Consider the following 22,459-nt stretch of genomic DNA (forward strand, 5'->3'; position numbering starts at 1 on the left):
TTCCTAAAACAGAAGTGTCAAAATCAAAAGCCCGCGCTGAACAACAGCACAGGCTTTTCTCTGTTAAATAATTTGTTCACGATGCCGCCAGCAATGGAAGCCCCGTCTTTACCGTTAAATCGGTTCCGTCGCTGCTCACCAGAATGGTTCCCTGCTCATCTGTGCGGTAGACCTTCACCTTGGCTGCGGAAAGGCGGCTGAGAATTTCTTTGTGCGGGTGGCCGTAATCGTTGTCCTTCCCGCAGGAGATAATCGCGTACTGGGGCAACACAGCCTTCAGGAAGCCGGCTGTGGTAGAACTGCTGCTGCCGTGATGCCCAACCTTCAGCACATCGCTGCGCAGACTGTCACCGTATTTTTTCACCATCTGCTGCTCACTTTCCTTCTCCGCGTCTCCGGTAAATAAAAAGGTGCGCTTTCCGAAGGTCAGCTTGGCTACGATGGAGTAGTTGTTCAGGTCATTGTACTCGTCCTTTGCCGGGGCTAAAAACTCGAGCCGTGCGTTGTCCTGCTCCAGAACTGTCATGCCCGCCTTGCCCTGCGTCAGGCGCAGGCCCTTCTTTTTCACCGCGTCGAGCATATTCTCGTAAACGCGCGTGGTGGGAACCTGGTCGTCCGCCACCTTGGGCAGATAGATCTTGCCGATCTCCAGTTCGCTGATGACCTTCGCCATCCCGCCGATATGATCCGCGTGCGGATGGGTCGCGATCAGGTAATCGATTTTGTGCACGCCAAGCTGCTCCAGATACGCCGTGAGATGCTCTGCTCCGTCGGAAAGGCCGGCGTCAATCAATATATTTTCACCGGTCGGCAGACGGATCAGCTCGCTGTCCCCCTGGCCGACATCGAGGTAATAAACGGAGATATCGCCCGTTTCGCTGCCGACGGCATCGCTGGACGGAACGCTGAGGCCGCCGGGGCCTCGCTCCGGATCGGACGCAAAAAACCACGCCGCTATAATTAAGATAACCGCTGCAAACAGCGCCGGAATAGATTCTTTCTTTCGCCGTGTGATGGGAAACAATCCTTTCAATAAAAAAGCCGCTCGTTTGGAGCGGCCTTTGCTTTTTTTCATCCGTATTCCAGCTGAAAGGAAACCGCTGCGCAAAAGCCCTGGCAAAGCGCAAATCACCTTTCAAAACCGTTTCAAACCGCTTTCGGCTTTTCCGCTGGAAAACTTATTCAAGGTTTTTGAAACAGATTATAGCGAAACAGCATGCTCTCGTCTTCGGGATCTTCGCACTCCAAAAACGCCTCCGCAATTTTGCCGCCCTCAATCAGGTGGGTCAAACCCATCAGCTGAGAAAGCTTGCTGCGCAGATTCAGGCGATCCCCTTCGCGTGTTACCAAAAACACATTCCCCTTGCATTTCTCCAATACCCGAATAAAACCGGGCACATCCAGATCATGTAATTCCAAAACAGATTTTCCCATAGAAAACTCCCCCGTTTCAAATAAGGGTACCCGTACCGCCTTAAAGTCACTAATATTATATCAGGTTCCCCTTATTTGTCAACCGAACATCAAGAACTGATTTCTATGATTTTGCCGTCCTGTATCCGGATTTTTCTGTGGGCCTGCGCCGCGATTCTGTCGTCGTGCGTAATGAGGATCACCGTTCTGCCCTCGCCGTTCAGGCTTTTCAGAATCTCCATCACCTCCTGCCCCGACTGCGAATCGAGGTTTCCCGTCGGCTCGTCCGCCAGAATCACCGGCGGGCGGGCCGCGATGGCTCTGGCGATCGCCACGCGCTGCTGCTGGCCTCCGCTCATCTGCCCCGGGCGGTGGAACAGCCGGTTCTCAAGCCCGACCCGCGTCAGCGCCTCCCGGCTCAGCTCCCGCCGCTCTGTTTTGCGCAGGCCGCGGTATACAAGCGGCAGCTCCACGTTTTCCATCGCGTCGAGCGTGGGGATGAGGTTATAGCCCTGAAAGACAAAGCCGATCTCCGTATTGCGGATGCGCGACAGCCGATCCTCCGACATCTTCGCCACATTCTCTCCGTTTAAGTAATATTCGCCTGCCGTGGGAAGATCCAGACACCCCAGCAGGTTCATCAGCGTCGATTTTCCGCTGCCCGAGGGCCCGACGATCGCGACAAACTCCCCCTCCTTAATGTTCAGGTTCAAATCGTCGAGCGCGCGGATTTCCTCCTCTCCGTTCCAGTACCGTTTTTCGATTCCCTCAATGCGAATGAGCTCCATGACAATTCCTCCTTTTGATTTTACGGGCGGCACAGCCTGCCCGCGCCTGCGATTAAGAAGCCTTTTTCGTGTTTTTCCCGTCTTCGGCGAAAAGAATCGCGGCTTTTGCATAAAGTCATTTTATCCAGCGGATTGGGCTATACTTTCCCGCCGCTTTATTCTATAATAGAGTTACAATTCCCGATTTATTTTCGGCGCGCCCGCGCCCACTATAAAAGGAGCAGGATTTTATGCTGACAAAAGAATGGAAGCAATTCAAAAGCGGCACCGACATTCGCGGGGTAGCCAGTGAAGGCCCCGAGCCGGTCAACCTGACCGACGAAGTGATTGAGCGCATTGCGCGCGGCTTTGCCCTGTGGCTCTCAGAAAAAACGCGCAAGGCGCCGGGCGAGCTTTCTGTGGCACTGGGCCACGACTCGCGTATCTCCGCTCCCCGCATCAGCGCGGTGGTCACCCGTGCCCTCACCGGCTGCGGAATTCACGTGTTTGACTGCGGCCTTGCCTCAACGCCGTCCATGTTTATGGCGACGCTGGACATCCCCTGCGACGGCGCAATCCAGATTACCGCCAGCCATCATCCGTTCAACCGGAACGGGCTGAAATTCTTTGTGAAAACCGGCGGGCTGGACGCGCCCGACATCGAAGCTCTGCTGCTGTACGCGCAGGAAAGCAAAGCCCCCGCGGCGGACAGGCCCGGCAGTGTGGAGCCGAGCGACCACATGAAAATCTACTGCGCGCACCTGCGCAACATCATCAAGCAGGGCGTGAACGCGGAAAACTACGACCGCCCGCTGGAGGGCTTCCACATTGTGGTGGACGCCGGGAACGGAGCCGGCGGCTTTTACGCCTACGACGTGCTCGAGCCGCTCGGCGCGGACATCAACGGCAGCCAGTTTCTCGACCCGGACGGCATGTTCCCGAATCACGTGCCGAATCCGGAGAATCAACAGGCCATGGATTCCGTGTGCGACGCAACCGTTGCTTCGGGCGCGGATTTGGGCGTGATCTTCGACACCGACGTAGACCGCGGCGGCGCGGTGGACAGCCAGGGCAAGGAGATCAACCGCAACCGTCTGGTCGCGCTGGCCTCCGCGATTGCGCTCGAGGGCAACGACGGCGGCACGATCGTAACCGACTCCATCACCTCCGACGGCCTCAAGCGCTACATTGAAACGACGCTCGGCGGCGTTCACCACCGCTTTAAGCGCGGCTATAAAAATGTGATCAACGAGGCCATTCGGCTCAATGAAGCGGGAATCAACTGCCCGCTGGCGATAGAAACCTCTGGCCACGCGGCCATGCGCGAAAATTATTTTCTCGACGACGGCGCTTATCTGGTAACGAAGATTATCATCCAGCTGGCGGTGCTGCGCAAAGAGGGCAAAACGCTCGAAAGTCTGCTCGAACCGCTGGCCGAACCGAAGGAAGCGACGGAAATTCGCCTGCCGATCACCGAAGAGGCGTTCCGCGAATGCGGCGAGAAAATCCTTGCCGATCTGGAACAGTATGCCATGCGGCAGGGCTGGCAGATTGCGCCGGACAACCACGAGGGGCTGCGCGTATCGTTCGGGAAGGGAGAAGGCGAAGGCTGGTTCCTGCTGCGCCTGAGCGTGCACGACCCTATTATGCCGCTGAACATTGAAAGTGACGCGGTGGGCGGCGTACAGATGATCCGCGAAAAGCTTGTAACGTTCCTCACCACCTGCAGCGGCCTGAACCTTGCCCCTCTGCTGGGTTAACCGCATATTTGGGCAAAAGAAAGCCAGCGGCATTTTATAAAAAGCTTTCGCCGCAGTCAAGCAGAACCTCAAATCCCGCGCTTGGGTTAGCATGCCCGAGCGCGGGATTTTTTTGCAGGCTGAGCCCGAACCTTCTCTGGGTTTTTAAAAAGTGATTTTTGCAGTCCGCACCGCAATTGCGCGTACAAGCAAGCCCAGCGCTAATAGAAACTTTAGAAAAAAATAATATAAATCAAATTTGATCCAAAAAATAGAATACGATGAAACGCCGCGCTTGCGTTAGCATAGCCAGCCGCGGCGTTTTTTTGCATATTCCGTTGCCCAAAGGAAAAGATAGCAATGTTAACGCAATCACAAAAGGGGATGAATCTGTTGAAAAAAATGACAAAAGAAGAATACTCCAAAATGACGGAGAAAGCATCGCCGCCCAGTCCAATCCTGAAAAACTGCCTGATGGCGTTTTTGGTGGGCGGAGCAATCTGCACATTCGGCCAGTTCCTGGTAAACTGGTTCCAAAGCTCCGGCCTGGATTTGAAGGAGGCGCGCGCGGCGGAATCCACCACACTGATCGCCCTGACCGCGATTTTCACCGCACTGAAAATTTACGATAATCTGGCAAAGCACGCGGGTGCCGGCACGCTCGTGCCCATTACGGGTTTTGCAAACTCGATGGTGTCGCCCGCCATGGAATTTAAGCCAGAAGGCTACGTGATGGGCATCGGCGCAAAAATGTTCGTAATCTCCGGGCCGGTTCTGGTGTACGGCATCTGCTCATCGGTGGTATACGGAATCATCATTTACCTGTTTGGCTGGTACTGAGGAGGGCAAAACATGGCACAACGAATCGGACGCTACACCCTGCAGATGACCAACCGGCCCACAATCGAGGGCTTTGCCTCTGTTGTGGGCAAAAAAGAGATGCAGGGGCCGTTAAGCAGTTTTTTTGATCTTTCCTTTGAAGATACGACGCTGGGGGAAAGCAGCTGGGAAAAGGCGGAAAGCCGCCTGCAAACGGAGGCCGTGAATCTGGCGCTGCGCAAAGCGGGCGTAACCGCACAGGATATTGACTACATTTTTGCGGGCGACCTGCTCAACCAGTGCCTTTCCTCCACCTTTGGCCTGCGCAGTCTGGACATCCCCTTTTTAGGGCAGTTCGGCGCGTGCTCCACCATGGCGCAAACGCTGGCGCTGGCCTCGATTGTAGTGGAAAGCGGCGCGGCCCGCAAGGCGGCGGCCGTCACCTCCTCGCACTTCTGCTCGGCAGAGCGGCAGTTCCGCCTGCCGCTGGAATATGGCGGGCAGCGAACCCCCACCGCACAGTGGACAGCCACGGCCTCCGGCTCGGTGATTGTGGGCACGAGCGGAAAGGGCCCGTTCGTCGCCGACGTAACCGTGGGTCGCATTGTGGATCTCGGCATCAAGGACGCCGCCAACATGGGTGCTGCGATGGCCCCGGCGGCCGCGCAGACCATTTCGGATTTTCTGCAGGATACCGGCACGATGCCGAAGGATTACGACCTGATTTTAACCGGCGACCTGGGGCTGATCGGCACCAAGCTGGTCCGCCAGATTTTGGCCGACAACAACCTCGACATCACAGACGTTCACAACGACTGCGGCATGATGCTGTACGACCGCGAAAAACAGGATGTGCACGCAGGCGGCTCCGGCTGCGGCTGCTCGGCCTCGGTGCTTTGCTCGGTGATCCTGCGGCGCCTGCAAAGCCGCGAGCTGAACAATGTGCTGTTTATCGCCACCGGCGCGCTGACCTCCACCACCTCTCAGCAGCAGGGAGAAAGCGTACCCGGTGTGGCACATCTGGTGCATTTGACCTCTGCATAATATGAGCAAAATATTTCTACAAAAGATTGCAGGCTTCTTGAATCAATTGGGAAGCCTGTATTTTTTATGTTATTAACAATTATTACAAAATTGGAATATCCAATCCGTTTATTTTCCTGAAACAATCATTGACACAATTTACATAATATGGTAATGTGCAAATATCAAAAGCTTTTGATATTAATTAAGCAATACATTTATTTAAGGAAGGTGAAAGATAATGTTGAAAAGATTCATAAGCACTATGTTAACTCTAATGTACTACATTGATCCTGTAACAACATCTCGTCCAGTAACCGCAAATTATTACACCTTTTATAAAAATAAGAACTATACTGGAAAAATTGGCAGCTATGATTACAGATATAAATTATGAAATATGGAAATGATCGAAAAGGACTCCCTCTTCTGATTCTAATTGTTCTGCTCATCTTCGATGAATGGACAAAATCGTACTCACCTTGGAATCCTACTCCGCGTTGGTTTGATCTAGCCTATGCGATTCTGTTTCTCTTATTATTTGTTTACTTTTTATATGACTGGGTGCAAATGCGGCGCTATTACCAAAAAGAAGAAGCACAGGTTCCAAGCAAAGTTCGAAACAGACAACTATTTTGGAATGCGATCCTATTCATTCTCTGCATTTTTGCAAGTATTCTAAATTTTTCTCAATTTTTAGGATCGCCATTATTTTAGCTCTTTTCGAAAGGCCGCCGCAATTTTGCGGCGGCCTTTCGCTTTCGGAGGCATATCTCAATATTGATTGACAATTTCCATTGCAATGCTATGTTACTCTCATTCATCGTTATCATAGAGAGGTAAGGATGAATGAGAGTATTTCAGAAAGCAGGGATGCCTTATGAAATATAAAAGCAAACATAACTGGTTTTCACGAACTATTCTGATTCTTTGCATTGTTGCTCTTCTTATCCGCCAAAGCAAGAGTTACTACCCGCTCTGGTGCCCCATCCGGTACTGGTTTGAACTTGCGGACATCGCTTTGTTCTTTCTCCTTCTGGTTTATTTTCTGTATGACTGGGGGCGGATGCGGCGCTATTACCAAAACGAAGGGGCAGAAGCCCCGCGGCAAATTCGCCGCAGGCAGATGCTTTGGTACACGCTTGCGCTGGTTTGAACTTGGTCTGCCTGATTTGGAACATAACGGGTTTTCTGGAGCGGTAAGCCAAAATCGCGCCGCTCAGCGAAAGGCGGTTCCTCACAGGCCCTTCTTCCGCGATAATCCCCGGCAGAAAATTGCACCGTCCCACCAAATATGGTAAACTATATAATGATCGTGTTATTTGAAAACATTATGCCGCGGGGAGAAACCATGATGAAGAAAGAATTAGAGGAAAATTCGGAGAAAAAAGAGGAAAGCGTTTGGATGAAAGGAATTTCGATTGCCATTCCACTCCTGATTTTTCTGAAAAGGCTTTTTCCAGCGGAGGGCTCCGGCACACACTGGTTTTATTTACTGCTTGCCATCGTGCTGCTGTGCGGCACAGGTATCGCTGTGTACAGACTGGTTCAAAAACTCCGCGCAGACAGAGCACGCGACGTCGAGCCCTTTTGGGAGCAGGAGCAGACCCCGGCCGCAAAACGCTTTTGGCCCATTGCGGGCAGCCTGATCTCCGCCGTGATCTTGCTGATGGCGGCGTTATTCAGCCTTACCGTGTTCCTGGGTATCCCTTTGAACGAGCTGCTCTCCGGTCAGGTGACTCTGTCCGATCTCTTTTAATCCACTCCGGTATCGGCTCGGGAGAAAGCTGCCGCAAAGCAAATTTGCGACGGCATTCCGATAAACAAGAAATGCGCTTTGATCTAGGCAAGGCTGGATCAAAGCGCATTTTTGCACACTGTTTTTCAGCGGGCGCATTTGCAGCGGCCCATCTTTTTAGAGTGGCCGCGGTAAAAACCGGCGGCAAACAGAGACGATATCCCTTAGAATAGAGGCGGCGGCAGCCGTAGTGCCCGACGCCCCGCCAATCAGCGTCAGCTCCCCCAGCGTATCCGATTCGTACCGGACTGCCTTATTTTTGCCGTCCACGTGATACAGAAGATGCTCCGCGCCCAGCTTTTCGGGCCCGACCCTCATCCGCAGCGTTTCCCCCTCCCGCGTTGTGCGCCCGATCAGCTTATACCGCTTGCCCTCTGTTCGGGCTGTTTGTATGTCCTGTGGCGTCAGGCTGGCAATCCCCTCTATTTGGATGTCGGACAGCTTTTTGTCCTGCTTCATCACCACATTGGTCAGAATCAGCAGCTTAAACGCCGTGTCCCACCCATCCACATCAAAGCTCGGGTTTGCTTCCGCAATCCCGCAGGCTTTCGCCTTCTCCAGCGCAGCTTCATAGGTGCAGCCGGTGTCCTCCATCTCTTTTAAAATATAGTTGGTCGTGCCGTTCAGCACACCCTCAATGGAATAGACTTCTGAACCGGCCATTTCGATCGTTCCGCCGTTGACACAGGGCAGCGCCCCGCCGCAGGTACAACCAATCCCCAGGCATACTCCGTTTTCTTTCGCAGCCTTTTCCAACTCCCGGTAGGCGTGCACAATGGGGCCTTTGTTGCCCGTGACGACATGAATTTTATTTTGCAGCGCTTGTAAAATGTAGCTCCGTGCCGGTTCCCCTGTTTCCTTATTCGTGCCTGTCAGCTCCACCATCAAATCGATATCCTTTTGCCGCAGCATAAACTCGGGGGTGATTTTCCTGTTTTCATCCGTATCCTCAATCGCTATGCTTTGCCCGTCCTTCGAGGCGGCCAGCAATCGGGCGCAGTCGATTCCCTTGGGGCTGTAAAGCCCCCTTTTCGATCCCATGATGTAGAGCACTTCCAGGTCAATTCCCTGTTCCTTCAGCGCAGGGCTTTTTTCTGTAATCAGCTTGACCAGGGCCTTCCCCACACCGCCGTATCCGATCAGACCAATCCTCATGTTCGTTTCTCCTCCGTTATCTTCAGCTTCCCTGCTGCGTGAAAATCGGCTCGCAAACCGTTCGCATTCTCCCTCACCCGCGGTGGAGAAGAACGCCCGGCCGATTTTCCAACAATCAGGCGGTGGGGGAGAAGTCTCCCCCACCGCCTGCAAAAGGGTAAAAAAGAACTGCCTTTTAAGGTTTTTTCATTGTCACTGGGTTCCAGCGGCCACCAAAAAAGGCAGTTCATTTCACTCGATGATTCCACCCGGCTCACTTGCCGCGGGGCGGTATGCGCCGGACTCAGAACAGATTCAGCGAATCACGCGCAGGCGGATGATTTCCTCCATCTGCCTCATCGGCTCGAGCGCCGCGTCGTCCACCTCGCCGGTCACATCCAGAATCGTGTAGGCAAAATCGCCTCTCGATTTGCTCTGCATATCCTCGATGTTGATGCCCGCGTTGGCCATCACGCCGGAGAATCGGCTGATGGTATTGCGCACATTGCGGTGGAGCACGCAGATGCGAACCGCATGGGCGCGGGGCATGGAGATTGACGGCAGGTTGACGGAATTGCGGATATTGCCGTTCTCAAGGTATTCTTTCAGCTCATCCACCGCCATGCGGGCGCAGTTCTCTTCCGATTCAGGGGTGGAAGCGCCCAGATGGGGAATCGCCAGCACATTCTGGACGCCGATCAGCTCATCGGTCGGGAAGTCGGTGGCGTACGCCGCGATTTTGCCGGATTTCAGGCCGTCGAGCACGGAGGCGGTATCGACCAGCTCGCCGCGCGCAAAGTTCAGAATGCGCACTTCGTCCTTCATCTTCGCAATGGAATTGGCATTGATCAGGCCCTTGGTGTCGGGCGTGAGCGGAACATGAACGGTGAGGTAATCGCAGTTTGCAAAGACCTCGTCAAGCGTTCTGGCGTGGTGCACCCAGCGAGAAAGACCCCAGGCCGCGTCCACGGAAAGGTACGGGTCGTAGCCGTAAACCTCCATGCCCAGATTCTTGGCGGCGTTCGCTACCAGAATGCCGATTGCGCCAAGGCCGATGACGCCGAGGCTCTTGCCTTTGATTTCGGGGCCCGCGAACTGGCCCTTGCCCTTTTCAACCAGCTTGCCGACGTCGCTGCCCTTGCCCTTCAGGGTCTTTGCCCATTCGATTGCGGGCACAATTTTACGGGAGGTCAAAAACAGCGCGGTGATCGCCAGCTCCTTTACGGCGTTGGCGTTGGCGCCGGGCGTGTTGAACACCACGATGCCGCGCTCGCTGCATTTGTCCACCGGAATGTTGTTGACGCCTGCGCCCGCTCTGGCAATGGCCAGCAGCTCACTCGGCAGCTCCATGTCGTGCATGGCGGCGGAACGCACCAAAATACCCTCCGGGTTTTGTACGTCGTTGCCGTACTCATAGCCCTGCCCAAGGCGCGAAAGGCCTTCTTCTGCAATATTATTCAGTGTTTTAACACGATACATCTCTTTGAACCCTCTGTTCTTTCTGCATATTGTCAAGCATTTCACCGGACAAGGCCGCCAATTCCCGCCCCGCCAAAGGCAGGGAGAGGCTTTGTTGGAAGGATCGCCTTTTCCAGTGAAGAAACGGCCGGGGAATCAGGCGTTGTTCTTTTCAAACGCCGCCATGAAATCCACAAGCTTCTGCACGCCCTCAATGGGCATCGCGTTGTAAATGGAAGCGCGCATGCCGCCAACGGTGCGGTGGCCCTTCAGGTTGACAAAGCCGGCGGCCTCCGCCTCTTTGACAAACTTTTTATCCAGCTCGTCGCTGCCGGTCACGAACGGCACATTCATCAAAGAACGGTCCTTTTTCACAACCGTGCCGCGGAACATCTTCGACTGATCGAGAAAATCGTACAGAATCCCCGCCTTTTTCTCGTTGTGGGCCTTCATGCCCTCCAAAGAACCGAACTCGCTCTTGATCCACTCCAGCACCAGCCCGCAGATATAAATCGGATAGCAGGGCGGTGTGTTGAACAAAGAGCCGTTGTCCGCGTGGATTTTATAATTGAACATGGTGGGCGTAACCTCTTTGGCGTGGCCGATCAGATCCTCGCGGACGATCACCATGGTAAGGCCCGCGGGCGCAACGTTTTTCTGCGCGCCGGCAAACAGCAGGCCGAATTTGGAAACATCGATCGGCTCGCTGAGAATGCAGGAGGAAATATCCGCAACCAGCGGCACGTTCCCGGTTTCGGGCAGCTTTGTGTAGCGGGTGCCGTAAATGGTGTTGTTCATGCAGATGTAGAAGTAATCCGCGTCCGGCGTAAAGGTCGCGGGGTCAAGCTCGGGAATGTAGCTGAAGGTCTTGTCTTTGGAGGAAGCAACAACGCGGGCCTCGCCGTAGCGGGAGGCTTCCTCCCGCGCTTTTGCGGCCCACTGGCCGGTTACGACAAAATCCGCCTTGCCGCTGTTCACCATCAGGTTCAGCGGGATCATCGCAAACTGCGACCAGCCGCCGCCCTGCAAAAACAGCACCTTGTAGTTTTCAGGAATGTTCATCAGCTCGCGAAGACAACTTTCCGCGGACTCGATGATTCCTTCAAAGAGTTTAGATCGATGGGACATCTCCATAACGGACTGGCCGCTGCCCTGGTAATCTAACATTTCTTCTGCCGCGCGGCGCAAAACCGCTTCCGGCAGGACGGAAGGACCCGCAGAAAAGTTATACACGCGTTTCATAAATGAACCTCCAATTGGTTTATAAAATAGTATTTTTATTATAGACCTTTCCAAAAATCAAGTCAATTCCCTGACATTTAAAAAGCGTTTGCCATATTGCCCGTATTTTTCTGGCCATACGGGGGTTTTTCCGGCATTTGTTCCTGTTTGTTTTCCGCTTTCTCCCCAGGTTTCTTTTCATTTTTTGCTTTTTTTGTTATACTAAAGAAAAAAGCCGGTTTCACGCCGTGCCCGCAGAGAAAAAAAAGAAAATGACGGGCCGGGATAAATGCCCGCACGCGCTCGATTTCAAGAGCCGTGAGACGGAGACTGATTTTCAAAAAGGAGTGGTTGCCATGAAAAGGCTGATCTTGCTGTTGCCTGCCGCCGGGCTGATCTGGTACCTGTGGCCCGGCAGCGTCGGCATTTGGAATATCGGAAATTTCCTCGGTATCGGACTGTGCGTCTTTCTCCTTTTGTGGGGCGGATTCGCTCCGCTGCTCAAACGCCGGGCCGAAACTGCCGGACACCTGAAAACATACCGCACCGGCGCACGGATTCTATCGGGCCTGCTGACCGCCGGATTTTTATGGGCCGGGATTCTGACGGTGCAGATGATCCTTGCCGCAAACCGCACGCCCCCGAAAAGCATCCCGGCCATCGTGCTGGGCAGCCAGGTGCGGGGGGACGAGCCCAGCCTCGACCTTTGGGCGCGCATCGGCGCGGCGGAGCGCTACCTGAAAGAAAACCCCAAAGCCATGTGCGTCGCGAGCGGCGGGCAGGGCGAGGGAGAAAACCGCAGCGAAGCCGAGGTGATCCGCGAAAAGCTGGTCGGGCGCGGCATTTCGGCCGACCGGATTCTGCTGGAGGACCGCTCCGAAAGCACAGAGGAAAACATCCGGTACTCCAAAGAGCTGCTGGAGAAGCACAGCCTTGGTTTTGACGCGGCGATCGTGACCGACGAATATCACCAGCTGCGCGCCTCGTGGCTGGCCAAGCGGCAGGGGCTGACCCCCTATGCCGTGAGCGCCGAAAGCCCGCGCAATATCTTATCTGCCATGTACACGCGCGAGCTGCTTGCGCTCACCGCCACGCTGGCGTGGGGTTAAAGAACGATTGGCACATTGGCAAAGAAGTTCCGGCAAACGGCCCGCTTTTTCGGAACAGTTGCGCGGTTTACGGACTTGCCCGAATCATGTATAATAGGAATAGAAAAAACAGCCTCTTCCCCCGCCCTTGGCGGGGGAAGAATTAAAATACCCCTTTGGCGGTACGGCTGCAAAAAGAACAGACAGGAGGCGGCAGTATGGCGGAACAGCTTCTCATCCGGGGCGCCCGGATCGTAAGCCCCGCGGACGGAATCGACCGCACCGGCGATCTTCTGATACGGGACGGCATCATCGCGGAAATGGGCGCGCACCTTTCGGTACAGGGCGCAAGAGTGATCGAAGCGGGCGGACTGACAGCAGCCCCCGGACTGGTGGACATGCACGTTCACCTGCGCGACCCGGGCTTTACGCAGAAGGAGGACATCCAGAGCGGATGCCGCGCGGCGGCGGCGGGCGGCGTCACGAGCCTTTTGGCGATGCCGAACACCAACCCCGTGACCGACACGCCCGAAGTCGCGCGGGACATTCTCGCCCGCGCGGAGCACGCCGATGCGCGTGTATATGTGACTGCCGCAATCACCACGGGCCTTCGCAGCGAAGCGCTGACCGACATGGCCGCGCTGAAAGCGGCGGGCGTTACCGCTGTTTCAGACGACGGGCGGCCCGTGACCGACACCCGCCTGATGGCCGAGGGAATGCAGCGGGCAGCGCGGCTGGGCCTGCGGGTTGTTTCTCACTGCGAGGATTTATATTTGGCTGCCGGGGGCCTGATGAATGAGGGCGAGGTCAGCCGCCGGCTCGGCGTACCGGGCATCCCCGCCGCCGCCGAGGAATGCGGCACCGCGCGCGACATTGCGCTGGCCGAATCGTACGGTGTGCCGATTCACATCTGCCACGTGAGCACAGCTGTCGCCGCCGCGATGATCCGCGACGCAAAGCACCGCGGCGTGCAGGTGACCGCGGAAACCGCTCCGCATTATTTCTCGCTGACGGAGCAGGCGCTGCTCTCTAAAAACGGCGACTGCCGGATGAACCCGCCCCTGCGCACCGAACGCGATCTGCGCGCGATCCGCGAGGCGCTGCGCGACGGCACGCTCGACGCGATCGCCACCGACCACGCGCCGCACACCTCGGCGGAAAAAGCCGATTTTCTCACCGCGTCAAACGGCTCAATCGGCATGGAAACCTCGCTCGCCGTCGGCATCACGTATCTGGTCAACACCGGCTGTCTGACGCTTTGGCAGCTGATTGAAAAAATGTCGGTCGTCCCGGCAAGGATTCTCGGAATCCCCGGCGGCACGCTCAAGCAGGGCGCGCCGGCGGATATCGTTCTATTCAGCGAAAGCGAGCGCTGGACGGTGAACCCCGCAAAGCTGCACGGAAAAAGCCGCAATACCCCCTTCGCCGGGATGGAGCTCTCCGGCAAGGTCAAATATACCGTATGCCGCGGCAGCATCGTTTACCGGGAGGCGTAAAGAATACCACGCGGAGCCGCGCGGAATTCCCCTGAAATACAAGCGGACCTCCCCCCGTCGCTAGAGGGGAAGGCCGAAAAAGCGGCCTGACGGCCGGCGGCATTATAAATTGGAGGAGGAGCCTTATGTCACTGGACACGCTGATTGAAAAGATCATTGAAAAGCAAAATCCCACCGTTGCGGGACTCGACCCCAAGCTGGAATATATCCCCCGCTTTCTTCGGGAAGAATCCTACGCGGAATACGGCAAAACACTCGAGGGCGCAGCCGACGCGGTGCTGCGCTTTCACCGCGCTCTAATCGACGAGCTGGCCCCCATTGTGCCCGCAATCAAGCCCCAGTGCGCCTACTATGAGGCGCTCGGCTGGCCGGGAATGCGCGCGCTGGCCCAAACAATAGAGTATGCCCGCGAGCGGGGACTGTTCGTCATCACCGACGGCAAGCGCAACGATATCGGCACCACTATGGAAGCCTACGCCAACGCGCATCTGGGCAAAACAGACGTGGATGGAGAACGGCTCACCCCCTTTGCGGGCGACGCGCTGACGGTGAACGCCTACCTCGGCTCCGACGGAATCAAGCCCCTGCTGGGTTTATGTAAACAAGAGGACAAGGGCATCTTCGTTCTTGTGAAAACCTCAAATCCCTCCTCCGGCGAATTGCAGGATCAGCAGCTGAAAAACGGAAAATCCGTCTATTACCAGATGGGCGTGATGTGCGAGCAGTGGGGCGAGCTGCTGCCCGGTGCATATGTGTATTCGGGCGTCGGGGCGGTAGTGGGCGCCACCTACCCCGCGCAGCTGCGCGAGCTGCGCATTGAATTCCCCCACACGTTCTTCCTCGTACCGGGCTACGGCGCGCAGGGCGGCGGCGCGGACGATGTAGCCCCCGCCTTCGACGCCTCGGGCCTCGGCGCGGTGGTCAACGCCTCGCGCAGCATTCTGTGCGCGTGGCAGAAGGAGAACGCCCCCGAGCAGGAGTTCGCGAAGGCCGCCGCAAGGGAAGCCGTACGCATGCGCGACGCGATTACCACAAGAATCGGGAGGATTGGATAACGCCTATGAAATACGATACGATGCAGTGCGAAATCATCTACCACAAGCAGCCCGCGCCGGGAATCCACGACTGGATTGTGGACGCGGAGGATTTTGCCCGCGCGGCAAAACCGGGGCAGTTCGTGCATGTGCTGGTGCCGGGCAAAACCCTGCGCCGCCCAATCTCGATCTGCGACATCGACGCGGAGAACGGCACCCTGCGCCTGGTCTTTCAGGAGCGCGGCGAGGGCACCGCGCTTCTGGGTCAAAAGCGCCTGGGCGATTTCATCGACCTGCTGGCTCCGCTCGGCAACGGCTTCGATCTCGGCGACACCAATCGCCGGGCGCTGTTTGTCGGCGGCGGAATCGGTGTGCCCCCGCTGCTCGCGGCGGCAAGACCATTCGGTCAAAACGCCACAGTGATCCTCGGCTTCCGCAATCAGGAATCCGTGATCCTGGCGCGCGACTTCGCGCTGGCGGGCTGCCGGGTGTTCATCTCGACAGACGACGGGAGCATGGGCTTTCACGGTACGGTGGCGGACTGCGCGCGCCAGTACGCGGCGGAAACCGACGTTCTCTTTGCCTGCGGCCCAAAGCCGATGCTCAAAGCGCTCGGCGCTCTGGCACAGGAGCAGAAGATTCCCGCCCAGTTTTCGCTGGAGGAGCGCATGGCCTGCGGCGTGGGCGCGTGCCTTGGCTGCGCCTGCAAAATTCTGCGCGGCGGCAAAGAGATTTATGCCCATGTCTGTAAAGACGGCCCCGTCTTTGACAGCCGCAGCATCGTTTGGGAGGAATAGCGCATGGCAGATTTGAACGTAACCGTCGCCGGGGTAACATTCCAGAATCCGCTGATCGCGGCCTCCGGCACCTTCGGCTTCGGCCATGAATACCGGGAGTTTTTCCCGCTCTCCACGCTCGGCGGCATCTCCTGCAAAGGAATTACGCTGAAAGAACGCGCGGGCAATCCCCCGCCGCGCATCGCGGAAACGCCTGGCGGCATGCTCAACGCGGTTGGGCTGCAGAATCCCGGCGTCGACACCTTCATCGAAAAGGATCTGCCGTGGCTCTCGCAGCAGGGCACGCGGATCATCGCCAATATTGCGGGCAACACCCCGGCGGAATACTGCGAAATGGCAGAGCGCCTTTCCGACACCGCCGTTGACATGATCGAGCTGAACATCTCCTGTCCGAACGTAAAACAGGGCGGCGTGCACTTCGGCACCTCCTGCGCCGGTGTGGAGGACATCACCTCGCAGGTGCGCAGGTTCTGCAAAAAGCCGTTGATGGTGAAGCTTTCGCCAAACGTTGCGGATATCGGCGAGATCGCCGCCGCAGCGGAGAGCGCCGGGGCCGACGCAATTTCTCTGATCAACACGCTGACCGGAATGCGCATCGACCTCAAGACCCGCAGGCCCATCCTGCACAACAACACGGGCGGGCTCTCCGGCCCGGCGGTGTTCCCGGTGGCCGTGCGCATGGTGTGGCAGGCCGCCGCAAGGGTAAACATTCCGGTGGTCGGCATGGGCGGCATCTCCACCTGGCAGGATGCGGTCGAAATGCTGCTGGCGGGCGCTGCCGCGCTGCAGATCGGTACCGTGTTTTTCAGCGACCCCAAAGCGCCCCTGCATATTCTAAAGGGGCTGAACGAATATATGGAGCAGAACGGAATTTCTTCCGTAACAGAGCTGACCGGCGGCGTAATGCCCTGGTGACGACAAAGAAAGGGAGCAGTGAATGACCAGAGTGATCTTGATCCGCCATTGTGAGGCGGAAGGAAACGTAAAACAGATTTTTCAGGGGCGCACGGATGCTCCAATCACCGAAAACGGACGCCAGCAGCTCGAGCTGCTGGCGCTGCGCCTGCGCAACACCAAAATAGACGTGCTGTATTCCAGCCCGCTGGTGCGCGCGTATGAAACGGCCGTGGCCGTGAACCAATACCACAACCTGCCCATTTTGCAGGAGCAGGGGCTGATGGAGCTGGACGGCGGCGAATGGGAGGGCGTACCGTGGACGGACCTGCCCGAGAAATTCCCCGAAATGGCAGAGATCTGGTGGAAAACGCCGCACGAGTTCGTTTCGGAGCGGGGAGAGAGTATGAGGCAGGTTTACGACCGCATCTGGGACACCGTGATGCGCCTGATTCGGGAAAATCCCGGCAAAACGATCGCTGTGACCAGCCACGGCTGCGCCATCCGCAATTTCCTCTGCCGCGCCGAGGGATGGCCCATCGAACAGCTGAACGATATGGACTGGAGCGACAACACCGCGGTGAGCATCGTCGATTTTGACGAGGAGCTCAACGCCGTCATCCGTCTGAAAAACGACGCCTCGCATCTGGCCGGGGCGCTCATTTGCGCCTCCCCCCGCGACTGGACACGAAAAAACTGACGGCGATAACCGGAGTCGGGCTGTCTCCCCGCGCCTTTGGCAAGAGAGAGCAGCGGCTTTGCGATACGCTTTTCAAAAATGAATTTTGACTGAAAACAGGAGGGTCTGCCATGAAGATACTGGCGGTGGATTTGGGCAAGGCGCGCACCGGCCTTGCCGTGTGCGACGAGGGCGAGCTTCTGGCCAGCCCGCTTGCGGTGGTGCAGGAGCACAACCCGAACCGCCTGTGCCAGGCCATAGCGGAAGCCGCGCGGGCACAGAACGCAAAGCTTCTGGTGGTGGGCCTGCCGCGCAATATGGACGGCAGCGAGGGAGAAAGCGCTCAAAACGCCCGCGCGTTCGGGGCCAGACTCGAGCGGGAAAGCGGAATCCCCGTCGCCTTCTGCGACGAGCGCGGAACCACCATCACAGCGCACAATTACCTGAACGCGACCGACACGCGCGGCAAGCGCCGCAAGGCTGTGGTAGACGCCGTGGCCGCCACCATCATTCTAGAAAATTACCTGATGTACCGCAAAAACCGGCGGACAGAATCCGCCGGCCCGCCACAGGGCGAATAAAACCCCTGTCCTATCATTCGGCACCTTGTTTCGGCCTCCGGGCCCGAAGCAAGGTGTTTTTCTTTTTCAAATTAAAAATGCAGAGCGAGGTCTGTCCCGCGCCCCGGCTGCCGTCCCGCCGCTGCGTTCTGCATCAGAATATCCTTTTATAACCCGGGCGGCAGATTCATCGCGCCAAATACGGCGCCGGGCAGCGTACACTTGCTGGCTGGCAGGGATTTTGTTCTTTGTTCGTCAGCGTAAGGGCTGTTCCGTTTGTCCCCCGAGCGCTTCATTTCTTATCCCGAAATCAGTCCTTTGGCCCTTCGGAATCGACCAGATAGCGCGAAAGCTGCTCCAGCAGCTCCGGACCCACCCGCGCAATGATTTTCAGGCCGTGCGCGGTGTATTCTTCCTCCTGCAACACGCCGTCCTTGCGTACGCGGGCGGCCAGGCCGCTTTCCGCAAAAGGTAGAAGCGCTTCTACCCGCACGGTGCGAACCGGCAGACTGCGTTCGATCGTTTGAAGCAGCTCACCAATACCCGCTCCCGTTACCGCGCTGATGCGTACGGCGTTGCCGATCATGGGTACGACGCCGAGCTCCGGAACCAAATCGCACTTGTTGAGCACCGGAATGACCGGGCGGTCCTTCCAGCCCAGCTCCGCCAACAAGGCGCGCGTCACCTCCAGGTGAGTCTGCGCTTCGGGGCTGGACGCGTCGCACACGTTCAGAATCAGATCCGCCAGAGCGGCCTGCTCGAGCGTAGAGCGAAACGCGTTGACCAGATGGTGCGGCAGCCTGCGCACAAAGCCGACCGTATCGATCAGCATCACGGTAACGCCGCCGGGCAGCTTTAAGGCCCGGGCCGTGGGGTCGAGCGTTGCGAACAGCTGGTCTTTCGCCAGAACGCCCGCCTGCGTCAGGTAGTTCATCAGCGTGCTTTTCCCGGCGTTGGTGTAGCCGACGAGCGCAACGGTGATCACACCGTCCTTCTGGCGGCGGCGGTTGATCTGCTCGCGGTGTTTTTCCACCTCTTCCAGCTGCTCCTTCAGGCCCTCAATTCTGCGGCGGATGTGCCGGCGGTCGGTCTCGAGCTTTGTTTCGCCGGGGCCGCGCGTACCGATTCCGCCGCCAAGGCGCGACATTTCGATTCCCCTGCCGCTCAGGCGCGGCAGCAGATAGCGAAGCTGGGCAAGCTCCACCTGGAGCTTGCCCTCCTTTGATTTTGCCCTGGCGGCAAAAATATCGAGGATCAGCATCGTGCGGTCAATCACCCGCACGCCGGTTTTTTCCTCCAGATTGCGAATCTGGGTCGGCGAGAGCTCGCAGTCGAAAATGAGCAGATCCATTTCGTAGCGCGTGCAGTAATCGGCAATATCCTCGGCCATGCCGGAGCCGACACATGTTGCGGAGTCCGGCGAGGGGCGCTTCTGCACCATCGAGCCATACGGCTCCGCGCCCGCGCTCCGCGTAAGCTCGTACAGCTCCGCCATTGACGCTTCCACGTCGTATTCCCCTGTATCCACCGCCACCAAAAGCGCACGCTCGGGGCGAACTTCATTTTCAAACAGTTCCATGGTAAGCTCCTATCCGCAGCCCGGAAAGCGAACTCCTTCCGGGAATGATTTGTACCCTATCATAGTATAAAAACGCCGGTTCGTCAATCACCGTTACCGCATGGCCAAATAAATATACTGGCCGTACAGCTTGTTCAGATTCAGCATCACACCGCCCGCCTCAGGGGCGGTTTTGCTCTGCCTGAAGGACACTTTATTCCCGCTGATAGACACCCCCTGTGTGTTGCCCCACTGTGTGCCGATCCCGCTGTTCACCACGGTATAGCCGCCGGAAGCGCTGTAATCGACCAGCGGCTTTTCCTTTGAAAACACAAACACGAGCTTTGGTTCAAAATCGAGCGTAATAGAGGCCTCCTCGACTCCCGTGCCCGCGCGGCTGCCCGCCACCAGGCCGTCGCTGAGCTTCAGCCGGTCGGCCTCGGTCAAATGCAGCACCATATCGGCCACATGCCCGCTGATCACCGTATCCAGAATCGCATTGTCCTGTACAAAATCCTCCCGCCGGGGCTTATCGGTGTCTACCCAGCTATTTAGCCCCAGCCGGGGCGTTTTATTCGTGGACGGCATTTCCTTTCCCTCCCAGTTGTTCTCATCATTCCAGCTCCCGAATCTGCTCCCAGGTGTACCCGGGCTCTTCAAGCTGCTGAAATGTTTTTTCCGTTTCCCGCAGATAGGCCCACGTCACTTTTCCAAAATCAAAAATAATTTCCAGATGGGCGGGCAGAAAGCGCAGCGCGGCCTGCTTTAACCAGTACCGCGTCACCTTCTGATCCAGCACCTCATAGCAGATGACATACAGCTTCTGCTCGCGGGGCGCCTCCCAGAGTTCCGTGCGCAGCCCTATGGAAAGCAGCGCACGCTCCACGCTCCCCTTGGTGTTGTCGTTCACCGTCACCGCGCCGCGGTACAGGAGCATTTCGCGCCGCAGCTCCAGCGGCAGCTCCGCGCGCTCCGAGCCGAAGGTGAGCTCCCGCATCGAAAGGCCCCACCCCTCGGCTGTTTCAACAAACGCCTCCCGCGTCAGGCCTTCGAGCGCCTCATACACCAGGTCAAGCCCCTCGGCCGCGGCGGAAAGCTCCGCCTCCACCCGGCTTTCGCCGTCCATTCGGTACAGCCGGAGCGGCAGGAGCTTTTCCCGCATGGAATCCATCGCCCTCATGCTATACCACGCTCCCCATCTGCTGCACATACACCGGGTCGGGTACCGCCAGCTGTGAAATCTCCATCTTTTTATCCTTGGTCAGGGTTTCGTCAAAATGGTAATTGCGGATCAGCCCGGTGTCGATCAGCCGCCTGCCGAGCTGCGCCAGAATGACGGATTCCCCCACGGAAAGCTGATCGAAATACGACCGGATTACCTCGAGGGTCTCGTGGGTGGCCGCCGCAAGGGTGCACCCCGGCGCGGGATCAATATATATGGAGATCGGGAACCCTACCAGCTCCGGCGGGTGCACCGTCACCTCCACGTTCACCTCGCGCAGACGGTTCAGCTCCGACTGTATTTTCTCCAGCAAAGCCTGCGGCGGGGCCGCGCCCCGGCCCGCAGCGTAAATGGCGACGGTTCCGCTGCCGTCGGCTCGGGGCAGAACGCTTGCGGACTGAATTCCGTCGTACTGCACCGCATAGCTGCGGTAAAACTCGGCGTTGGTGCCGTTTGGCAGCACCTCATAGCTTTTCAGCAGGCGCTTGCGCAGCTCCTCGTCGGTCTCCTCGTCGGCGCCGCCGGTAAAGGCCTGCGGATTCGACACGGTCTCCACACCCGCCGGGGGCGTGAGCAAAAGCGTCACGGTTCCCGCCGCCGCGTTGGATTCTTTGCCCCCCTGCTGCGACACCGCCGGCCCCTGCGCCGTCTGCGCGCCGGCCGGGAGCGTGATGTCCTGCGTTGTTTCAAAACGTAGGCCAGCCGCGCCCGAAACGGCGCAGACCGTGCCCTTCGGGATCAGCACATCATACGGCAGGGTGCCGGTGCGCCCGAATACCAGCACTCCGGAGGAAAACACCGCGCTTTTGCGGGAAAGCCCGCGCTGCGCGGCGTGCATCCTCAGGTATTCTCCCTGCGCCGTCTGTGGGAACATCTGACTTTTCAGCCATTCCACCCCGTTCAGCAGGGAATAAACCTCCCCTGCCAGTACCTTGAGCCGGATTCCCAGATCCGACGCGTCGTCCGCAGAAAAGCCCGCCAGTTCCTGAAAGCTTTGCTGCATCCGCTCCAAAACAGAGCCGTAACTTTCCACCGCATTATCCCTCCTGTCCTGTCAGTTCCAGCGAAACAACGCCCGGGCCAAAGGAGGTGGAAAGCTCCGCCGCAAGGCGCGCGCGGCCCCCGCCGAGCGGCGTACAGGCAACCTGCTCCACCGAAACCCCCGGCATCGCCGCGAGCGCTTCCTCCACAAGCTCTCGCGCCCGCGCGCTCAAATCCGCGCCGGACAGCACCAGCGTGTGCAGCCTGCCGCCGAGCTCCGGGTCGTACGAAAAACTGCCGCGCGGCACCGTAAGGCGAATCAAAGCCCGCTGCAACAGCTCTTCCCTTCCGCCGACAGACCCCGGCAGGCCGTTTGCCCCAACCGCGAAGTCGCCCCCGTCAAGCCTGGTATCCATCACGATTCCCCCTCGGCGGCAAAGGTCTGGCCGTTGATGACCACCTCGCCGGAATTTTTCAGGCAGATGCGCGCCCCTCCGGCGGAAAAGAGCAGAAGCTCGCCGGGCTCAAGCCCTCCCGTCTCCACAATGGTACCGGCGCACACCGGGTTTTCCGCTCCGCCGAAAATCACCGCCCTTGCCCCCGCCGGGGGCAGATACGCGATTCCCCAGGGAGCTGCCAGCGCAAGGCGGCGGTATTCGGTTTCACCCTGCGCGGCGATGCGGGCGTCCCGCCCGCCCGTCACCTCACCGGAAGCCACCGTGCTCCCCGCAGCGCGAGAAGCGGCCATTTTCTCCGAAATCCACATCCTGTTTCCTCC

25 protein-coding genes are annotated in these 22,459 nt (G+C 57.7%); 12 read left to right on the plus strand and 13 right to left on the minus strand.

The genetic code is table 11. The annotated features are described in order from the left end of the window. Positions 1 to 76 precede the first annotated feature (76 nt). The 3 genes from G340_RS0105135 to G340_RS0105145 all read right to left on the minus strand — a co-directional run bounded on the left by G340_RS0105135 (position 77) and on the right by G340_RS0105145 (position 2,201). Positions 77 to 1,033, minus strand: coding sequence for a ComEC/Rec2 family competence protein (locus tag G340_RS0105135; protein WP_033402194.1), 957 nt, complete (start codon positions 1,031 to 1,033; stop codon positions 77 to 79). A 149-nt stretch (positions 1,034 to 1,182) separates the two neighbouring features. Further along, positions 1,183 to 1,434 (minus strand): hypothetical protein, encoded by a 252-nt coding sequence (locus G340_RS0105140; RefSeq protein WP_020072589.1) that lies wholly within the window; start codon positions 1,432 to 1,434, stop codon positions 1,183 to 1,185. A gap of 89 nt (positions 1,435 to 1,523) precedes the next feature. Then, complete coding sequence (locus G340_RS0105145) at positions 1,524 to 2,201, minus strand: ABC transporter ATP-binding protein (RefSeq protein ID WP_020072590.1); 678 nt, start codon at positions 2,199 to 2,201, stop codon at positions 1,524 to 1,526. 230 nt (positions 2,202 to 2,431) lie between these two features. On the opposite strand from G340_RS0105145, the gene G340_RS0105150 reads away from it, so the two are divergent. From G340_RS0105150 to G340_RS0105170, 5 genes are all read left to right on the plus strand, one after another. Further along, complete coding sequence (locus G340_RS0105150) at positions 2,432 to 3,940, plus strand: phosphohexomutase domain-containing protein (protein ID WP_020072591.1); 1,509 nt, start codon at positions 2,432 to 2,434, stop codon at positions 3,938 to 3,940. Between the two features lie 339 nt (positions 3,941 to 4,279). Beyond that, on the plus strand, positions 4,280 to 4,759 hold the full coding sequence (gene spoVAC / locus G340_RS0105155; protein WP_020072592.1) for a stage V sporulation protein AC: 480 nt from the start codon (positions 4,280 to 4,282) through the stop codon (positions 4,757 to 4,759). 12 nt (positions 4,760 to 4,771) lie between these two features. Next, positions 4,772 to 5,782, plus strand: a complete 1,011-nt coding sequence (spoVAD, locus tag G340_RS0105160; RefSeq protein WP_020072593.1) for a stage V sporulation protein AD — start codon at positions 4,772 to 4,774, stop codon at positions 5,780 to 5,782. An 859-nt stretch (positions 5,783 to 6,641) separates the two neighbouring features. Beyond that, entirely contained in the window at positions 6,642 to 6,917 is a 276-nt protein-coding gene (locus G340_RS0105165; protein WP_020072594.1) for a hypothetical protein, read from the plus strand. 138 nt (positions 6,918 to 7,055) lie between these two features. Further along, complete coding sequence (locus tag G340_RS0105170; RefSeq protein ID WP_154653102.1) at positions 7,056 to 7,520, plus strand: hypothetical protein; 465 nt, start codon at positions 7,056 to 7,058, stop codon at positions 7,518 to 7,520. A gap of 156 nt (positions 7,521 to 7,676) precedes the next feature. Here G340_RS0105170 and G340_RS0105175 read toward each other — a convergent pair whose 3' ends face one another. The 4 genes from G340_RS0105175 to G340_RS17820 form a co-directional block, all read right to left on the minus strand. Further along, on the minus strand, positions 7,677 to 8,714 hold the full coding sequence (locus G340_RS0105175) for a homoserine dehydrogenase (protein ID WP_020072596.1): 1,038 nt from the start codon (positions 8,712 to 8,714) through the stop codon (positions 7,677 to 7,679). A gap of 294 nt (positions 8,715 to 9,008) precedes the next feature. Further along, the gene (locus tag G340_RS0105180) at positions 9,009 to 10,172 is read right to left on the minus strand and encodes a 3-phosphoglycerate dehydrogenase family protein (protein ID WP_020072597.1); all 1,164 of its coding nucleotides are present in this window, start codon (positions 10,170 to 10,172) and stop codon (positions 9,009 to 9,011) included. Between the two features lie 135 nt (positions 10,173 to 10,307). Beyond that, positions 10,308 to 11,393, minus strand: coding sequence for a 3-phosphoserine/phosphohydroxythreonine transaminase (gene serC / locus G340_RS0105185; RefSeq protein ID WP_020072598.1), 1,086 nt, complete (start codon positions 11,391 to 11,393; stop codon positions 10,308 to 10,310). Between the two features lie 77 nt (positions 11,394 to 11,470). Then, complete coding sequence (locus G340_RS17820; protein ID WP_154653103.1) at positions 11,471 to 11,713, minus strand: hypothetical protein; 243 nt, start codon at positions 11,711 to 11,713, stop codon at positions 11,471 to 11,473. A 15-nt stretch (positions 11,714 to 11,728) separates the two neighbouring features. Between G340_RS17820 and G340_RS16430 the strand changes: the two genes are divergently transcribed. From G340_RS16430 to ruvX, 7 genes are all read left to right on the plus strand, one after another. Further along, complete coding sequence (locus G340_RS16430) at positions 11,729 to 12,481, plus strand: YdcF family protein (protein ID WP_033402195.1); 753 nt, start codon at positions 11,729 to 11,731, stop codon at positions 12,479 to 12,481. A 197-nt stretch (positions 12,482 to 12,678) separates the two neighbouring features. After that, on the plus strand, positions 12,679 to 13,956 hold the full coding sequence (locus G340_RS0105195) for a dihydroorotase (protein WP_020072600.1): 1,278 nt from the start codon (positions 12,679 to 12,681) through the stop codon (positions 13,954 to 13,956). A gap of 125 nt (positions 13,957 to 14,081) precedes the next feature. Further along, entirely contained in the window at positions 14,082 to 15,011 is a 930-nt protein-coding gene (gene pyrF / locus G340_RS0105200; protein WP_020072601.1) for an orotidine-5'-phosphate decarboxylase, read from the plus strand. A 5-nt stretch (positions 15,012 to 15,016) separates the two neighbouring features. Further along, entirely contained in the window at positions 15,017 to 15,787 is a 771-nt protein-coding gene (locus G340_RS0105205) for a dihydroorotate dehydrogenase electron transfer subunit (RefSeq protein ID WP_020072602.1), read from the plus strand. Positions 15,788 to 15,790: 3 nt separating this feature from the next. Next, complete coding sequence (locus G340_RS0105210; RefSeq protein WP_020072603.1) at positions 15,791 to 16,702, plus strand: dihydroorotate dehydrogenase; 912 nt, start codon at positions 15,791 to 15,793, stop codon at positions 16,700 to 16,702. Positions 16,703 to 16,724: 22 nt separating this feature from the next. Next, positions 16,725 to 17,381, plus strand: coding sequence for a histidine phosphatase family protein (locus G340_RS0105215; protein WP_020072604.1), 657 nt, complete (start codon positions 16,725 to 16,727; stop codon positions 17,379 to 17,381). 110 nt (positions 17,382 to 17,491) lie between these two features. Then, entirely contained in the window at positions 17,492 to 17,941 is a 450-nt protein-coding gene (ruvX, locus tag G340_RS0105220) for a Holliday junction resolvase RuvX (RefSeq protein WP_020072605.1), read from the plus strand. A gap of 289 nt (positions 17,942 to 18,230) precedes the next feature. Here the strand turns inward: ruvX and hflX are convergent, their stop codons facing one another. From hflX to G340_RS0105250, 6 genes are all read right to left on the minus strand, one after another. After that, on the minus strand, positions 18,231 to 19,499 hold the full coding sequence (gene hflX / locus G340_RS0105225) for a GTPase HflX (protein WP_020072606.1): 1,269 nt from the start codon (positions 19,497 to 19,499) through the stop codon (positions 18,231 to 18,233). Positions 19,500 to 19,592: 93 nt separating this feature from the next. Then, the gene (locus G340_RS0105230) at positions 19,593 to 20,066 is read right to left on the minus strand and encodes a hypothetical protein (protein ID WP_020072607.1); all 474 of its coding nucleotides are present in this window, start codon (positions 20,064 to 20,066) and stop codon (positions 19,593 to 19,595) included. 25 nt (positions 20,067 to 20,091) lie between these two features. Further along, entirely contained in the window at positions 20,092 to 20,658 is a 567-nt protein-coding gene (locus G340_RS0105235; RefSeq protein WP_020072608.1) for a hypothetical protein, read from the minus strand. A gap of 1 nt (position 20,659) precedes the next feature. Beyond that, positions 20,660 to 21,733 carry a baseplate J/gp47 family protein gene (locus G340_RS0105240; protein WP_020072609.1) on the minus strand — a complete coding sequence of 358 codons (1,074 nt, stop codon included), beginning with the start codon at positions 21,731 to 21,733 and terminating at the stop codon, positions 20,660 to 20,662. Positions 21,734 to 21,737: 4 nt separating this feature from the next. After that, a complete protein-coding gene (locus G340_RS0105245; protein WP_020072610.1) occupies positions 21,738 to 22,097 on the minus strand; it encodes a hypothetical protein in 360 nt (119 codons plus the stop codon). Next, the gene (locus G340_RS0105250) at positions 22,097 to 22,447 is read right to left on the minus strand and encodes a hypothetical protein (protein WP_020072611.1); all 351 of its coding nucleotides are present in this window, start codon (positions 22,445 to 22,447) and stop codon (positions 22,097 to 22,099) included. The genes G340_RS0105245 and G340_RS0105250 overlap by 1 nt, the downstream gene beginning before the upstream one ends. Positions 22,448 to 22,459 lie beyond the last annotated feature (12 nt).

The sequence above is a fragment of the Faecalispora sporosphaeroides DSM 1294 genome (assembly GCA_000383295.1).
GTDB classification, from domain to species: domain Bacteria; phylum Bacillota; class Clostridia; order Oscillospirales; family Acutalibacteraceae; genus Faecalispora; species Faecalispora sporosphaeroides.

What these genes read in the sequence shown, in the direction of transcription:
- G340_RS0105250 (WP_020072611.1), bottom strand. Translation starts at nt 22,447, where the DNA reads ATGTGGATTTCGGAGAAAATGGCCGCTTCTCGCGCTGCGGGGAGCACG.
- G340_RS0105140 (WP_020072589.1), bottom strand. Translation starts at nt 1,434, where the DNA reads ATGGGAAAATCTGTTTTGGAATTACATGATCTGGATGTGCCCGGTTTT.
- G340_RS0105205 (WP_020072602.1), top strand. Translation starts at nt 15,017, where the DNA reads ATGAAATACGATACGATGCAGTGCGAAATCATCTACCACAAGCAGCCC.
- G340_RS0105145 (WP_020072590.1), bottom strand. Translation starts at nt 2,201, where the DNA reads ATGGAGCTCATTCGCATTGAGGGAATCGAAAAACGGTACTGGAACGGA.
- G340_RS0105230 (WP_020072607.1), bottom strand. Translation starts at nt 20,066, where the DNA reads ATGCCGTCCACGAATAAAACGCCCCGGCTGGGGCTAAATAGCTGGGTA.
- G340_RS0105170 (WP_154653102.1), top strand. Translation starts at nt 7,056, where the DNA reads ATGGTAAACTATATAATGATCGTGTTATTTGAAAACATTATGCCGCGG.
- spoVAD (WP_020072593.1), top strand. Translation starts at nt 4,772, where the DNA reads ATGGCACAACGAATCGGACGCTACACCCTGCAGATGACCAACCGGCCC.
- spoVAC (WP_020072592.1), top strand. Translation starts at nt 4,280, where the DNA reads ATGTTAACGCAATCACAAAAGGGGATGAATCTGTTGAAAAAAATGACA.
- ruvX (WP_020072605.1), top strand. Translation starts at nt 17,492, where the DNA reads ATGAAGATACTGGCGGTGGATTTGGGCAAGGCGCGCACCGGCCTTGCC.
- G340_RS0105235 (WP_020072608.1), bottom strand. Translation starts at nt 20,658, where the DNA reads ATGAGGGCGATGGATTCCATGCGGGAAAAGCTCCTGCCGCTCCGGCTG.
- serC (WP_020072598.1), bottom strand. Translation starts at nt 11,393, where the DNA reads ATGAAACGCGTGTATAACTTTTCTGCGGGTCCTTCCGTCCTGCCGGAA.
- G340_RS0105165 (WP_020072594.1), top strand. Translation starts at nt 6,642, where the DNA reads ATGAAATATAAAAGCAAACATAACTGGTTTTCACGAACTATTCTGATT.
- G340_RS0105245 (WP_020072610.1), bottom strand. Translation starts at nt 22,097, where the DNA reads ATGGATACCAGGCTTGACGGGGGCGACTTCGCGGTTGGGGCAAACGGC.
- G340_RS0105210 (WP_020072603.1), top strand. Translation starts at nt 15,791, where the DNA reads ATGGCAGATTTGAACGTAACCGTCGCCGGGGTAACATTCCAGAATCCG.
- G340_RS0105195 (WP_020072600.1), top strand. Translation starts at nt 12,679, where the DNA reads ATGGCGGAACAGCTTCTCATCCGGGGCGCCCGGATCGTAAGCCCCGCG.
- G340_RS0105150 (WP_020072591.1), top strand. Translation starts at nt 2,432, where the DNA reads ATGCTGACAAAAGAATGGAAGCAATTCAAAAGCGGCACCGACATTCGC.
- hflX (WP_020072606.1), bottom strand. Translation starts at nt 19,499, where the DNA reads ATGGAACTGTTTGAAAATGAAGTTCGCCCCGAGCGTGCGCTTTTGGTG.
- pyrF (WP_020072601.1), top strand. Translation starts at nt 14,082, where the DNA reads ATGTCACTGGACACGCTGATTGAAAAGATCATTGAAAAGCAAAATCCC.
- G340_RS0105180 (WP_020072597.1), bottom strand. Translation starts at nt 10,172, where the DNA reads ATGTATCGTGTTAAAACACTGAATAATATTGCAGAAGAAGGCCTTTCG.
- G340_RS0105175 (WP_020072596.1), bottom strand. Translation starts at nt 8,714, where the DNA reads ATGAGGATTGGTCTGATCGGATACGGCGGTGTGGGGAAGGCCCTGGTC.
- G340_RS0105215 (WP_020072604.1), top strand. Translation starts at nt 16,725, where the DNA reads ATGACCAGAGTGATCTTGATCCGCCATTGTGAGGCGGAAGGAAACGTA.
- G340_RS16430 (WP_033402195.1), top strand. Translation starts at nt 11,729, where the DNA reads ATGAAAAGGCTGATCTTGCTGTTGCCTGCCGCCGGGCTGATCTGGTAC.